Source organism: Pseudomonas sp. 58 R 12 (assembly GCF_900005865.1).
Taxonomy (GTDB): Bacteria; Pseudomonadota; Gammaproteobacteria; order Pseudomonadales; family Pseudomonadaceae; genus Aquipseudomonas; species Aquipseudomonas tritici.
In genome coordinates, this window is sequence record NZ_CVTP01000015.1 from 56,147 (window position 1) to 70,464 (window position 14,318).

Consider the following 14,318-nt stretch of genomic DNA (forward strand, 5'->3'; position numbering starts at 1 on the left):
CCTGTTATCGATTCAGGCCACGACTTTACCTAATCCGGCTTACTTATTCGCTAGTCCTGCAATGCATGGCGAAACAAAAAGCTCACCTTTATAGGCGCCCTGCACCGTGCGTTTAGCGACGATCAGCCACATCAGCGCCAACGCCACCACCAACAGACAGCCGAATACACTGAAGAAACCCAGGTGCAGCAGGCCCGCCAACTTCAGTGTGGCCAAGGCGTACACCCCCAAGGGGAAAGTGAAGCCCCACCACCCCAGGTTGAACGGGATACCGGCGCGCAGGTAACGCAGGGTAATCAGTACGGCGATCAGCATCCACCAAAGGCCAAAGCCCCACAGTGTAATGCCCGCTACCAGCCCGAGGCCGTCAGCCATTTCACCGACACCCGGCAAGCCATTGGCCGCGAAGATCGCCGGCGCATCTCCCCCCAGCAACAGCATGCCCAACGCACCAGTGCCGATGGGGCCTAGCGCCAGCCAGCTCGACGCGGCCATATTGGCGTGGGGCAGTTTATGCAGGGCCATGCGCAGCATCAGGATGGTCAGGATGCTGAACGCCACCGGCAGGGAAAACGCCCACAGCACGTAGCTGGTCACCAGCATCACCAGTTGCGAATGGGCGTCCGCCAGGTGCGGTGCCAGCAGGCCACCGCTGGCGGCGGCGACTTCGGCGGCAACCACGGGCAGCAGCCAAACGGCGGTCATCTGGTCGATGCTGTGTTCCTGGCGGGTGAACATCATGAACGGGATAAGCACGCCGCAGGCCAAGGCCATCGCGACATCCAGCCACCACAGCGCTTCAGCCAGCGGGATCACTTCGCTGCCCCAACGCGGCAGGCCGAACAGCAGCAAGCCATTGAGAATGGTCGCGAGCCCCATGGGGATAGTGCCGAAGAACATCGACACCGTAGAGTGCCCAAAAATCCGCCGCGCCTCGTGGAAAAACATCACCCAGCGGGCTGCGTACAACACGCTGAACAACACGAACAGGCCGACCGTGAACAACCACAGCGCTTCGGCGATGGCGTGCAAACCTGGCAGGTTGACCGGCAACTGCGCCAACGCCAGCGCCAGCACGCCGGTGCCCATGGTGGCGGCAAACCAGTTAGGGGTGAACTGGCGAATCACTTCCCGCGGACGGGTCAGGTGACTGAAAGGTTTGTAACTGATGGTATTCGAGCAGGTCATGATGGCAATCCTCTTCCTCGCATGAGGTTAAGACCATGGTAGAACCTGATCGAATATCTATATAACGGGTAATATCTCTAACTGTTATCTACTTTGCAGATATAGTCTAAACGCTGCCTTCGCATTCGATCACCAGAATGCGCGCCGGGCCTTGGGGATGGGCGACATGCTCGGTGCCGACACTGGCATAGAAGATATCCCCTACGCCCAACTCCGCCACCTGTTCGAAGCCGTTGTCGCGGTAGTGCATCTGCACCCGGCCATCCAGCACCACGAACACTTCCTCGCCATCATTGATGTGCCAGCGATACGGCTGGTCAGTCCAGTGCAGGCGCGTGGTGATGCCGTTCATATTGGCGATATCCAACGCCTCCCAGGCGCGGCTGCCGGTGAAGTCCTTGCTGCGGATGATCTTCATGCTTGAATCTCGGTCGGGCGATACGAGAGGCGATTATTACCTATCAGCCGCCTGTCGTCGCCTTGGCGCGCGCCGAATCCTGCAACAGCAGGCCGACCAGTGCGCCGAGGGACAGCAGGATGAGTACCGCACCGTAGCCGTCGGTGGTGGCGATCAAACCAAAGCTGCGAATCAGGTTGCCCGCCAGCAAAGACGGCAGACAGAACGCCAGGTAACTCAGCACATAAAACGCCGACATCAAGCCCGCGCGCTCATGGGGCAAAGCCAGCGGCACCACACTGCGCAGGGCACCGAGGAAGCCCGCGCCAAAACCACTGCCGGCGATCAGCGTGGCGATAAAAAACAACGGCAGGCTGGCGCTGTGCACGGCCGTGAGGATCAGCGCCACACCGACTGCCAGCAAGCCGGCCCCCAGGCGCAGCACTTTGTCGGCCTGGCGATTGCGCAGTGTGAAGATCATCAATGCGCCGCTCAAGGTCAACACCGCCACCAGGCCGCCGCCGATCAGGTTGGAGGTCGAACCGGTGGCGGCCCGTACCAGTGACGGCGCCAGGGACAGGTAGAATCCGCCCATCGCCCACACCGCCACATCCACCGGCAGCGACAACCACAAGGCCCGGCGCGCTTGCGGCGGTACATGCAAAGTCGGACGCAGCGAAGCCAGTGCACCGGGAATACGGCTGACAGTTTCCGGCAGGCGCCATACGTACACGGCCTGCAACAGCATCAGCACCAACAGCGTGCAGTAGATCAACTGGGTCGGCAGCGGCGCGAATTCCACCAGCAGACTGCTGCCCATCGCACCGCACGCCATGCCCAGCAGCGGCGCCACGCTGTTGACCAGTGGCCCTTGCTGGCGATCCGTGTCGAGCAGTGCCGCGCCCAGCACGGCAGTGGCCATGCCCGTAGCAAAGCCCTGCAGCGTACGTGCGGCGATCAACCAGGCCACGCTGCCTTCATTGATAAACAGCAGCATCGCCAGCATGTTCAGGATCAATGCAGCGAAGATCACCGGCTTGCGTCCCAGGTGATCCGACAGTGAGCCGACAGTCAGCAGCGCCGCCAGGAGACTCAGCGCATAGACACCGAAGATCAGCGTGAGCATGCCTGCGGAAAAATGCAGGCCCTCCTGATACAGGTGATACAACGGCGTCGGCGCACTGGAGGCGGCAAGAAACGTCAGCAAGGTGACCGCAAGGAACACCAGGCTGGAACGCTGAGAAATAGGGCTAGACATGCGCACACTCCGCTAAAGCTAATATTTTGCTTTTATGGAGTGTGCTACCAGACTGGGCTTAAAGCAAATTCTTTGTGTTAAGGTTTTACACATGGCGATAAAAGAAGGCCTCCGCCCGGGGGGCCGTAGTGCCCGGGTACAAGAATCAGTGCATAGCGCTGTGCGCGAATTGCTGGAAGCCCACGAGCGCTCCAGCGTCACCGTGCCGATGATCGCTGCGCGTGCGGGGGTGACGCCGTCGACCATCTACCGGCGTTGGGGCGATCTTTCTGTGTTGCTGGCGGATGTGGCGTTGGCGCGGATGCGCCCGGACAGCGAGCCGGCGAATACCGGCAGCCTGCGCGGCGATTTGCAGGCCTGGGCCGAGCAGTATCTGGATGAGATGAGTTCGGAGCCTGGGCGGAACATGATGCGTGATGTGCAGTGCAGCCAGACGCCGGGCTATTGCGTGACCCTGATTGGCGGGCAGTTGCAGACGATTGTGGATCGCTACCCCGACAACACGCCACCCTGCGTAGACCGGCTGATCAACCTTCTGGCGGCGCCGACGGTGTTCAGGATTCTGTTTGCCAGCGCACCGTTGCAGGTTGAAGAGCTGCATGAGCTGATCGAATTGGCATTGCAATAATCAAAGCCCTACACGCCGATCAAAAATGTGGGAGCTGGCTTGCCAGCTCCCACATTAATCCTGTGTTACGTGCGCATCCCGCGCCCACTCACCAGCAGCTTCGCGCAACCGATATACAGCACCACGGTCGCCACCAACATGAACGTAATCGCCACGCTGATCTTGATATCCGACACACCTAAAATACCGTAGCGGAAGGCGTTGACCATGTGCAGCACCGGGTTGGCCAGCGACACGGTCTGCCAGAACGGCGGCAGCAAGGTGATCGAGTAGAACACGCCACCGAGGTAGGTCAGCGGCGTCAGCACGAAGGTCGGAATGATCGAAATATCATCGAAGTTGCGTGCAAACACGGCGTTGATGAAACCCAGCAGCGAGAAGATCGTCGCCGTCAGTACCACCACCAGAATGGTGACCCCGAGGTGATGCACTTGCAGGTGGGTGAAGAACAGCGACAACAAGGTCACGATCACGCCGACCATCAGGCCGCGCAGCACACCACCGGCGGTGTAGCCGATCAGGATGGTGTGTGGCGACACCGGCGACACCATCAATTCTTCAATCGAGCGCTGGAACTTGCTGCCGAAGAAACTGGAGACCACGTTGCCGTAGGAGTTGGTGATCACCGACATCATGATCAAACCCGGCACGATGTATTCCATGTAGGTGAAACCACCCATGTCACCGATCTGCCGGCCGATCAGATTACCGAAGATCACGAAGTACAGAACCATGGTGATCGCCGGCGGCAGCAGGGTCTGCGGCCAGATCCGGGTAAAGCGCTTCACTTCGCGATAGACGATGGTTTGCAGCGCGACGAGGTTGGGTTGCAGTTCGGAACTCATACCGCCACCTTCGCCAGATTTTTCTCCACCAGGGACACGAACAACTCCTCAAGGCGATTGGTTTTATTGCGCAGGCTCAGCACTTCGATGTTCTGGGTCGCCAACTGCGTAAACAGCGCGGTGATGCCCATGGCTTTATCCACCTGCACTTCCAGGGTATGGCTGTCCAGCAGACGACTTGGGTAGCCCATCAGCTGCGGCGCCACCGACAGGTTATTTTTCAGGTCGAGCAAAAAGGTTTCCACATGCAACTGGCCCAGCAGGTTACGCATGCTGGTGTTCTCGACGATGGTGCCATGGTCGATGATGCCGATGTTGCGGCACAGCTGCTCAGCCTCCTCCAGGTAGTGGGTGGTGAGGATGATAGTGATGCCTTTCTCGTTCAGCTCGGTGAGGAATGTCCACATCGAACGGCGCAGCTCGATATCCACGCCAGCAGTGGGCTCATCAAGGATGAGAAGGCGCGGCTCATGCACCAGCGCACGGGCGATCATTAAGCGGCGCTTCATGCCGCCGGACAGCGAGCGCGAAGGCACATCGCGCTTGTCCCACAGGCCCAGTTGGGTCAGGTATTGCTCGGCGCGTTCCTTGGCGATTTTCGCCGGAATGCCGTAGTAGCCTGCCTGGGTCACGACAATATCGAAGGTCTTTTCAAACTGGTTGAAGTTGAACTCCTGTGGCACCACGCCGATGGAACGCTTGAGCGCCGCCGGGGATTTGTCCAGGTCGTGGCCGAAGATATTTACCGAGCCGCTGGTCTTGTTGACCAGGGTCGAGAGGATGCCGATGGTGGTGGATTTGCCGGCGCCGTTGGGGCCGAGCAAGGCGAAGAAGTCACCTTCGGCAACGTCCAGATCGATACCACTCAGGGCCTGGAAACCGTTGCCGTAGGTTTTGGTTAGCTGCCGGATGGACAGAGCGGAACTCATATCGGGATACGCACCAAAGAAGGGAATAGAAAGAATAGATGAGGGCGCAGCGCAGGTAGTTCAACCTGCGATGCATGGCGGGCATGGTGCTTGCCCGCGCGGCACAAGTACAGTCACCTGTATTAATAGTCAGTATTAAGTCAACGCGGTCATGACCGCCTTGCGGTAGGCCGGTCGCTGCTGCAGGCGCTGGTACCAGGCCTCTAGATGGGGCATTGCGGGCCGTTCGATGGGCATTTCAAACCAGGCGTAGATGAAGCTGCCCAAGGGGATATCGCCCATGCCGACCTCATTGCCCGACAGATACGGCTGTGTGGCGAGCGCCTCGTCAACGGTCTTGAGCACATCGATACAGGTTTGGCGCCCGGCGTGGATGCTGTCCCAATTCTGTTTTTCGGCCGGGGTGCGCAGCACGCCCCAGAACACGATCTTGAACGGTTCGGCGAACGTGGAAGTGGTCCAGTCCATCCACTTCTCCGCGTTGGCGCGGGTTTTCAGGTCACTCGGGTACCAGCTGGACGCCTGCTTGGCGCAGAGGTAACGCACGATGGTGTTGGATTCCCACAGCACAAAGTCGCCGTCTTCGATCATCGGCACCCGACCGTTAGGGTTCAACGCTCGGTATTGCGGTGTGTCGACCACACCAAACGCCCCGCCCGCATCAATTGCCTCATAGTCCAGGCCGAGCTCCTCGGCGCACCACAGTGCTTTCCTGACGTTTGATGAATTTTTACGACCCCAGATCTTCAGCATGACCGCGCCTTTATTGTTGATGAACATGGCTGGATGAACGCAGCAGCATACGCCGGTTCAGGCGCGGCTTAAATCGCTGTGCATATCGCCAAGCAGGGGCGGCATATCCTCGGCAAACAGGTGCGGGTAACACTGCTGGATATGGGCGAAGAAAAACGCCTCGGGCACGTCAGTAAATTGCCCATGGTCGATCACGTACTCCATCGAACGCTGGCCCTGGCGGTTGAAAGCGTGGAAAACGCTGTCGTTGATACCGTCGAAATCCAGCGGCGGCACGTCGAACACATCGCACAGTTGCCTGTTGAACGCGGGCGTGGCTTTGACCCAGCGATCATTCAGGTAAAGCTCGGTATAACCGTGCATGGCAAACACGTCACTCTTGAGCAAGGCGAGCAGGCGCGGGGTCGACAAGTGATTGCGCACGTCCGCCAGGCCGATGCGCGCCGGGATGCCGCAGTGGCGGGCACAGGCCGCGAGCAACGTGGCCTTGGGCACGCAGTAGCTTTCGCCGGTGGACAGGGCGAAGCTGGCACTTAATGTGTCTGGATCGCGACTGAAGGTGTAGGGGTTGTAGCGAATCGCCTCACGCACGGCGTAGTAAAGGCTGACTGCCTGGTCACTTAAGTTCGCACGGGTTCCGCGATGTTTTTCGGCGAACTCCACCACCGCAGGGTGGTCACTATCGATGAAGCGGCTGGGACTCAGGTAGGTATCCATGAGTGTTATCTCCAAAGGAAGCCTGGAGTCTAACCACAGGCCTGCCGTGGAGTTAACGACGAATCGGCCAAATCTCGTTACACCCTGATCACCCCGCTTGCTCGGATGCCGACTAAGCTCCCTGGTGGTTTCGCCCCTGGTTTCACGGAGGATTGAATATGCTGTTGTTGTGGATACTGGTGCTGGTGGTCGGCATTGCCTACCTCGCACACCGCCGCGTCGCCCCCCTGCCCGCCTTGGGCGTGGTCGCCGTCTACTTGCTGGCGATGGGCGCCTGGAGCCACGCGCCGGGTTGGCTGCTGCTGATCTTCTGGGTGTTGATCGCGGTTGTGGCCGCGCCACTGTTGCTACCCGATCTGCGCCGCCAATACTTCACCAAGCCGCTGTTCAGCTGGTTCCAGAAAGTCCTGCCGCCGATGTCCGAAACCGAGCGCGACGCCATCGACGCTGGCACCGTTTGGTGGGACGGCGAGCTGTTCAGTGGTCGCCCTGACTGGGACAAGTTGCTGGCCTATCCCAAGGTCCAACTGACCGAAGAAGAACAGGCCTTTATCGACGGCCCGACCGAAGAACTCTGCGCCATGGTCAGCGATTGGGAAATCGGCCAGGCCATGGACCTGCCGCCGGCTGCCTGGGAACACATCAAGACCCACGGCTTTTTCGCGCTGATCATTCCCAAGGAATATGGCGGCAAGGGTTTCTCGGCGTATGCCCACTCCCAGGTCGCGATGAAACTTGCCACCCGCAGCGGTGACCTCGCGTCTACCGTGATGGTGCCCAACTCCCTCGGCCCGGCCGAACTGCTGCTGCACTACGGCACCGACGAACAACGCAACCATTACCTGCCGCGCCTGGCCCGTGGCGATGACATCCCTTGCTTTGCGTTGACCGGCCCGCTGGCGGGTTCCGACGCTGGCGCCATGCCCGACACTGGCGTGATCTGCAAAGGTGAATGGGAAGGCAAGGAAACCCTCGGCCTGCGCTTGAACTGGGAAAAACGCTACATCACCCTTGGCCCGGTCGCGACCCTGCTGGGCCTGGCCTTCAAGGCCCATGACCCGGACCACCTGCTGGGTGAAGAAGAAGACCTGGGCATCAGCCTGGCGCTGATCCCGACCGACACCCCCGGCGTGGAAATCGGCCGCCGCCACCTCCCCCTCGGCGCCGCCTTCATGAACGGCCCCAACTCCGGCAAGGATGTGTTCATTCCCTTGGAGTACCTCATCGGTGGCCAGGAAATGCTTGGCAAGGGCTGGATGATGCTGATGAACTGCCTGTCGGTAGGCCGTTCGATTTCCCTGCCCGCCGTAGGGACCGGCGCCGCCAAGTTCACCAGCTTGGTGACCGGCCAATATGCGCAGGTGCGCGAACAGTTCAACGTACCACTGTCGGCCTTCGAAGGTATCCAGGAAGCCCTGGCCCGCATCGGCGGCAACGCCTGGCTGATGGACAGCGCGCGCATGCTGACCGCCAATGCCGTGGACCTTGGGGAGAAACCTTCGGTACTGTCGGCGATCCTCAAATACCACCTCACCGAACGTGGCCGCGAGTGCATCGGCCACGCCATGGACGTGCACGGTGGCAAGGGCATCATCATGGGCCCGAACAATTACCTGGGCCGCAGCTGGCAAGGTGCGCCGATCTTCATCACCGTGGAAGGCGCGAATATCCTCTCGCGCAACCTGATGATCTTCGGCCAGGGCGCCATCCGTTGCCATCCGTTCGTGCTCAAGGAAATGGCCCTGGCCGGTCGCGAAGACCATGACCAGGCGCTGAAGGAATTCGACGGCCTGCTGATGCAACATATCGGTTTCGCCGTGAGCAACGCCGCCAGCACTCTGGTGCTGAACCTGGGCGTAGGTCGTTTCGAGAAAGCGCCGGGCAACCGTTTGAGCCAGGGGTATTTCCGCGCATTGAACCGTCAGGCTGCCGCGTTCGCGCTGCTGGCCGACCTGAGCATGATGCTGCTGGGTGGCGAGCTGAAGCGCCGCGAACGCCTGTCGGCACGCCTGGGTGATGTGCTGAGCCATATGTACCTGGCTTCGGCCGCACTCAAGCGTTATCACGACCTGGATTCACCGGATCATCTGCAACCGCTGTTCACCTGGGCCATGGAAGAGAGCCTCGGCGAGTCGGAGCGGGCGTTGGATGAACTGCTGAGCAACTTCCCGAACAAGGTCCTGGGCTGCCTGCTGCGGGTGATCGTGTTCCCGTTCGGGCGTCGCCATACCGGTCCGTCCGATGCACTGGATGCCGAAGTGGCTGCGGTAATCGGCCGTGCCAAAGGCGACCCAACCCTGGAAGAACTGCTCGCCGGCTGCTACCGCCCGCAATCGGCGGAAGACCCAGTGGGTGCCCTGCAACATGCCTACGACCTGCTCGGCGCGAGCCACCCGCTGCAGAAAAAACTGCACACCGCGTTGAAAAGCGGCCAGGTCAAACCGGCTGCCGGGGAACATGCCATCGACGCCGCGCTGCACGCCGGGGTACTGCAACCGGCTGAGGCGCAAACGTTGCGTGATGCCGAAGCGGCACGGCGCAAGGTCATCGACGTGGATGATTTCAGCAAGGAAGAGCTGACCCAGGCTGAGGGTAAAGTCCGCTGACCCCAGCGGTCATATAAATACGGGCAAAGTGCCCTGCCTCACAAATACTGATCCATTTTGACGGCGTCTGTTGTCGCCACGCTGCGTTGCCTGACAACAACAGCCACTCGTCAAAATGAATCGTATTTGTGAGGCAGGGCACCGAGGCATATACTCTCGCGCCCGTTTTTGCTTTAGAGGACTTATCTCGTGTCCAACATCGTTGCCGATCATCTCGTCTTGCTCGACCACTTGCGCAGCATCCTGGTTGCCGTCGGCGAAGCCGAGCAGGTGCCCGAGGAAAGCCATACGCTGTTTCTGGAGCGTTTTGACGAATTGCGCGCCCTGCTGCCGATCGATCCGATCGAAAGCCAATACCTGGGCCAGGACCTGATGAGCCAAGTCATCCTACGCTACCCACAAATTGCCCACTTAGTGCCGCGCGACCTGCTGTGGTTCTTTGGCGGTGACTGCCTGCACTTTATGCCCGACGAAGAACTGGACCTGTACCAGGCCCTGGAAGAACGTCGCTTCGAAGCCGAACAAAACGACGAACCATTCGACTGGAACCGGGAAAAACAGCTGCTGGCCATGCCACAAGACCAGAGCAAGCACTGATTCCTGTGGGCGCTGGCTTGCCTGCGATGGCATCACCTCGGTTTAACTGCAGACCGAGTTGCCTGCATCGCAGGCAAGCCAGCTCCCACATCTACCGTCGGCGCAGTGTCGGCTCCTTCGCCATACACTCCACCAGATAATCAATAAACACCCGCAACTTCGGTGGCAGATACCGCGTGGGTGAATGCAGCAACCATGCCTCGCCATGGTAGGACGCAATAAAGTCCCACCCCGCCAACACCTGCACCAACCGCCCCTCTTCCAAGGCATGGCGCGCCGTGAAATACGGCAAGCTGCCAATCCCTACATGCTGCAACACCGCATCCAAGCGCACACCCGTATGGTTCGCCGCATAGCGCCCGCGCACGGCAACCGTCACGGCCTTGCCGGCCTGGCGGAACTTCCAGCGAGAATCCCCCGGCGTTTCCCCCAGGTAGATGCAACTGTGCTCCAGCAAATCATGAGGATGGGCCGGCGTACCGTGCTCGGCCAAGTACTGCGGCGTCGCGCACAACAAATGCTCGATAGGCAGTAACTGCCGACCCACCAACCCCGGCGGCGGGCTGTCGGTGATGCGAATACTCAGGTCGACATTGTCATCAATCAGGTCCACCGGCCGGTCCTCAAGGATCAACTGCACATCGACCTTGGGATAACGCCGCAGGAACTCCGGCATGTGCGGGTGCACCACAAACCGCCCCACCGCCTTGGGCACGCTGACCCGCACCAGCCCTTCGGCTTCATGGGTGAACTGCCCGCTGATTTCCATCACCGAACGCGCCGCGCTGACCATTTCCTGGCAGCGCTTGAACACCTCTTCGCCACCCTCGCTCAAGCGCAATTTGCGTGTGGTGCGTTGCAGCAACCGAGTCGCCAGGGCTTTCTCCAGGCGCGAGATGCTGCGGCTCACCGAGGAGGGTGAAGCGCCCATTTGCCGGGCGGCTTCGGAGAAGCTGCCGGCCTCCACCACTTTGACGAAAATCGCCATTTCGCCCAGCAGCGGCAAAGGTAGATTGATGCTCATGGTGCACAGGTCCATTGAAGATTGGGCAGATTATCACCCAGTTGCGCACTATTTATACTGTCGGTAGAACCCCTATGCGGATGTAGATAATGACCGAGCGCCTGTTTTTCACCCACGATCACCTGACTGCCGAGCTTGAAGTGCTGAGTTGCACCCCGCATGAGGATCACTTTGCAGTCACCTTGCAGTCGACGATTTTCCATCCCCAAGGTGGCGGGCAGCCCTGCGACACTGGCTGGCTCGGTGAGAGCAACGTACTGCGAGTCAGCCAGGACGCCGACCGCGTGGTGCATTACGTCGATCACCCCCTGCCGCCCGGCCCGATCACCGCTCGGGTCAACGAGCAACGTCGGGCCCTGCATACGCGCCTGCATTCGGCAGGGCACTTGATTGGCAATGCCGGCGAAACCCTGGGATGGATGCCCATCAAGGCCCACCACTGGCCCGGCGAAGGCAAGATTACTTTTATCCGTGGCGAAGCCGCACAAGCCATGGAGGCCGAACTGATTCAAGAGCAGGTCAACCGATGGATCAGCGCCGACTATTCTCGCCATACAAACCTGGACGACGGCACCCGCGAAGTCGGCTTCGGTGAATTGCCCGCCTATGCCTGTGGCGGCACGCACGTGCAAACATTGAGTGTATTGGGCCAGATCCGCATCCTGGCGCTATCGGAGAAAAAGGGCGCGCTGTCGGTGCGCTATAGCATCGGCGAAGTCATAGCGGTGTGATCTCCCCACCCATTTGGCAGACACTTCATGGGATTGGCGCTCCCACTCTCAAGCGGGGTGATGGTAGTGTGTGGAAATGTTTCTGACAGATCGATCAGAAACCTCCTACTCACTACCTGCAAAGGAATGCTTCTAACAATGCACTTTCCACTCAAGCACCTGGTTGCCGCCACCCTGGTTGCAGCGAGCCTTTCGGCCATCTGCGCCCCCGCCTTCGCCAACATCACCCCCGCTCAAAGCACGGTGATTCTGAAAAATTTCAGCGAAACCTCAGTCACTGACTTTCGTGGTTTCCTCGCTACTCTGGCCAAGGGGGAGTTGGGCAAAACCGGCGATGTGGGGCCGGCAATCAGCGCGTTCCTGGATAACAAAACCCTGAGCGCCGAGCAGCAAAACGAAATCCACCGCCTGCTGGGCATTTATACCCGAGTGAAATACGGCAAGGCTGCGCTCGAAACCCTGCGAGAGCTGGTGGAAATTCCGACGTTCAATGTGGACGGTGTACCGCAGTATAAAAACCCGGAATTTATCAAGATCGCCGGCAAGATCCAGGACCTGGCCAAGGCCTTCAACCTGAATTTCCGCAATATCGATAATCGTGTGTACGAAATTTCCCTGGAAGGCAGCGGCGATGAAGTGGTCGGCATTCATGCCCACGCCGATGTGGTACCGGTAACGCCGGAAAACTGGGTGCTGAAAGACGGCACCAAACTTGACCCATTCAAAGTCACACGGATCGGCGACCGCATGTACGGCCGTGGCACCGAGGATGACAAAAACGGCATTGTGGTAGCCATGTATGCCATGAAGGTCATCAAGGAAGAGAAGCTGCCGCTGGCGCGTAACTTCAAGCTGCTGGTGGACACCACCGAAGAAACCTCCGGCGACGCAATTCCGTATTACTTTGAAAAGAACCCGACGCCGCAATACAACCTCGCGCTGGATGGCGGCTACCCGGTGGTGATTGCCGAAAAAGGCTACGGCACGGTGATGGCGACGTTCCCGCGTCGCAAGGGTGAAGGCAAAGGCGCGGAAATTATCTCGATGACCGGCGGCATGGCGACTAACCAGATCCCGTCGGCCTCGGTTGCAACGTTTGTCAGCGACAAACCTGCTGAATTGGCCGCCAGCCTGCAAAAGGCCGGCACTGAATATGCCAAGCGTAACGGCGGTGATTTCGAGGTCGCCGCCAAGGTCGACGGTAAAGACGTCAAGCTGACGGTCACTGGTGTTTCGGCTCACTCGTCCGAGCCGGAGTCCGGCATCAACCCGGTATCGCGCATGCTGGAGCTGATCCACAGCATCGACGGCAAAATCGCCCTCAAGCACAACCACATTACCGATGCCGCTCGTTATGCGTCTGACAACTGGGGCCTGGACTACCTCGGCGGCAAGCTGGGCCTGGGCTTCTCTGACGAACTCATGGGGCCGCTGACCACCTCGCTGACCTTTGTCGGCCTGGATGACAAAGCCTTCAAACTGGCGGTGAACCTGCGTGTGCCAAAGGGCAAATCCCCGGAGAAACTCAAGGCAGAAATCGCCGATAAATTAAGCGCCTGGGACAAGAAAACCAAGGTCAAGGTGGACTTCACCTACTCGGTGGCCGAACCGATGTTCCGCAACCCGGAAGGTGAATGGGTGAAAGCCCTCCTGGCAGTGGCCAGCGAAAACCTCGGCATGGCGCACAAGTTCGGTACCTCGGCCGGCGCAACGTCCGTGCACGAGCTGCCCAACGGCGTGCAATTCGGCCTGGCACGCCCGGAAGTGAAATACACCGGGCACACCGACAATGAGTTCAAGACGGTCGACCAGTTCTTGCTGGACTTGCAGATCGTCACGGAAATGATGGGGCGTATCGGGCAGTTGCCGAAGCTCTGACGTTACCAGGGCTCGCCGCAATGGCGAGCCCTTGATTCGAGCAAAGCGATAAATCGCAAACCTTACGCGATATCACGCCTGCCTTTTCGAGCGCGCAAACAAAAACGCCGATCATCTCTGATCGGCGTTTTCATTGAATATGGAGCGGGAAACGAGACTCGAACTCGCGACCCCGACCTTGGCAAGGTCGTGCTCTACCAACTGAGCTATTCCCGCAAATGGCGTCCCCTAGGGGACTCGAACCCCTGTTACCGCCGTGAAAGGGCGGTGTCCTAGGCCACTAGACGAAGGGGACACGCTACTGAAACACATGGTGTGTATTTCAGTGCCCAGAGATTAAATCCAAAGATCATGCCCTGGTTTCACTCAGTGTCGCCCGAGAGCAACACTGCTTAAATTTGGAGCGGGAAACGAGACTCGAACTCGCGACCCCGACCTTGGCAAGGTCGTGCTCTACCAACTGAGCTATTCCCGCATATTGGCGTCCCCTAGGGGACTCGAACCCCTGTTACCGCCGTGAAAGGGCGGTGTCCTAGGCCACTAGACGAAGGGGACACACGTACAACATTCACTCCCTACCGCGTTTCGCTGTGTGCTTTACGCTGTAAGTGGCGCGCATTCTATGGATGGATTGAAAGGTCGTCAACCCCCAAGGATAAATTTATTTAAATCAATGACTTCCCCCTGCTTTCCGGGCTTGTGCGGGCGTTATGCCCGTTCGGGCTTTGACGCCTATATTCTGGCGCCCGACAAGACGCTATAGTTCA

At 59.4% G+C, this 14,318-nt stretch carries 13 protein-coding genes and 4 tRNA genes; 5 read left to right on the forward strand and 12 right to left on the reverse strand.

The genetic code is table 11. The features are described from left to right. Positions 1-39: 39 nt before the first annotated feature. The 3 genes from BFP95_RS08640 to BFP95_RS08650 form a co-directional block, all read right to left on the reverse strand. A complete protein-coding gene (locus tag BFP95_RS08640; protein WP_065891408.1) occupies positions 40-1,188 on the reverse strand; it encodes a TDT family transporter in 1,149 nt (382 codons plus the stop codon). Positions 1,189-1,294: 106 nt separating this feature from the next. After that, complete coding sequence (locus BFP95_RS08645) at positions 1,295-1,606, reverse strand: cupin domain-containing protein (RefSeq protein ID WP_028615765.1); 312 nt, start codon at positions 1,604-1,606, stop codon at positions 1,295-1,297. Positions 1,607-1,649: 43 nt separating this feature from the next. Next, positions 1,650-2,843, reverse strand: a complete 1,194-nt coding sequence (locus BFP95_RS08650; RefSeq protein ID WP_065891407.1) for an MFS transporter — start codon at positions 2,841-2,843, stop codon at positions 1,650-1,652. 91 nt (positions 2,844-2,934) lie between these two features. Between BFP95_RS08650 and BFP95_RS08655 the strand changes: the two genes are divergently transcribed. Beyond that, a complete protein-coding gene (locus tag BFP95_RS08655; RefSeq protein ID WP_065872632.1) occupies positions 2,935-3,471 on the forward strand; it encodes a TetR/AcrR family transcriptional regulator in 537 nt (178 codons plus the stop codon). Positions 3,472-3,536: 65 nt separating this feature from the next. Here the strand turns inward: BFP95_RS08655 and BFP95_RS08660 are convergent, their stop codons facing one another. The 4 genes from BFP95_RS08660 to BFP95_RS08675 form a co-directional block, all read right to left on the reverse strand. Then, positions 3,537-4,316 carry an ABC transporter permease gene (locus tag BFP95_RS08660; RefSeq protein WP_049709187.1) on the reverse strand — a complete coding sequence of 260 codons (780 nt, stop codon included), beginning with the start codon at positions 4,314-4,316 and terminating at the stop codon, positions 3,537-3,539. Next, positions 4,313-5,245, reverse strand: coding sequence for an ABC transporter ATP-binding protein (locus tag BFP95_RS08665; protein ID WP_049709188.1), 933 nt, complete (start codon positions 5,243-5,245; stop codon positions 4,313-4,315). The genes BFP95_RS08660 and BFP95_RS08665 overlap by 4 nt, the downstream gene beginning before the upstream one ends. A 135-nt stretch (positions 5,246-5,380) precedes the next feature. After that, positions 5,381-5,998 (reverse strand): glutathione S-transferase family protein, encoded by a 618-nt coding sequence (locus BFP95_RS08670; RefSeq protein ID WP_065872755.1) that lies wholly within the window; start codon positions 5,996-5,998, stop codon positions 5,381-5,383. Positions 5,999-6,055: 57 nt separating this feature from the next. After that, positions 6,056-6,715: a transglutaminase-like domain-containing protein gene (locus BFP95_RS08675; protein WP_065872633.1), complete on the reverse strand. Its 660-nt coding sequence runs from the start codon at positions 6,713-6,715 to the stop codon at positions 6,056-6,058. 158 nt (positions 6,716-6,873) lie between these two features. On the opposite strand from BFP95_RS08675, the gene BFP95_RS08680 reads away from it, so the two are divergent. Further along, positions 6,874-9,321: an acyl-CoA dehydrogenase gene (locus tag BFP95_RS08680; protein ID WP_065909856.1), complete on the forward strand. Its 2,448-nt coding sequence runs from the start codon at positions 6,874-6,876 to the stop codon at positions 9,319-9,321. A gap of 189 nt (positions 9,322-9,510) precedes the next feature. Next, the gene (locus tag BFP95_RS08685) at positions 9,511-9,918 is read left to right on the forward strand and encodes a PA2817 family protein (protein ID WP_049709191.1); all 408 of its coding nucleotides are present in this window, start codon (positions 9,511-9,513) and stop codon (positions 9,916-9,918) included. A 91-nt stretch (positions 9,919-10,009) separates the two neighbouring features. Here BFP95_RS08685 and BFP95_RS08690 read toward each other — a convergent pair whose 3' ends face one another. Beyond that, positions 10,010-10,942: a LysR family transcriptional regulator gene (locus BFP95_RS08690; RefSeq protein ID WP_065872635.1), complete on the reverse strand. Its 933-nt coding sequence runs from the start codon at positions 10,940-10,942 to the stop codon at positions 10,010-10,012. Positions 10,943-11,031: 89 nt separating this feature from the next. Between BFP95_RS08690 and BFP95_RS08695 the strand changes: the two genes are divergently transcribed. Then, positions 11,032-11,673 carry a hypothetical protein gene (locus BFP95_RS08695; RefSeq protein WP_065909857.1) on the forward strand — a complete coding sequence of 214 codons (642 nt, stop codon included), beginning with the start codon at positions 11,032-11,034 and terminating at the stop codon, positions 11,671-11,673. A gap of 138 nt (positions 11,674-11,811) precedes the next feature. Continuing rightward, positions 11,812-13,551 carry a dipeptidase gene (locus tag BFP95_RS08700; protein ID WP_065909858.1) on the forward strand — a complete coding sequence of 580 codons (1,740 nt, stop codon included), beginning with the start codon at positions 11,812-11,814 and terminating at the stop codon, positions 13,549-13,551. 140 nt (positions 13,552-13,691) lie between these two features. Here the strand turns inward: BFP95_RS08700 and BFP95_RS08705 are convergent. From BFP95_RS08705 to BFP95_RS08720, 4 genes are all read right to left on the reverse strand, one after another. Beyond that, a tRNA-Gly gene (locus BFP95_RS08705) sits at positions 13,692-13,767 on the reverse strand. 3 nt (positions 13,768-13,770) lie between these two features. After that, a tRNA-Glu gene (locus BFP95_RS08710) sits at positions 13,771-13,846 on the reverse strand. Between the two features lie 104 nt (positions 13,847-13,950). Further along, positions 13,951-14,026: transfer RNA gene (locus BFP95_RS08715), tRNA-Gly, on the reverse strand. A gap of 4 nt (positions 14,027-14,030) precedes the next feature. Then, positions 14,031-14,106: transfer RNA gene (locus BFP95_RS08720), tRNA-Glu, on the reverse strand. Between the last annotated feature and the right edge of the window lie 212 nt (positions 14,107-14,318).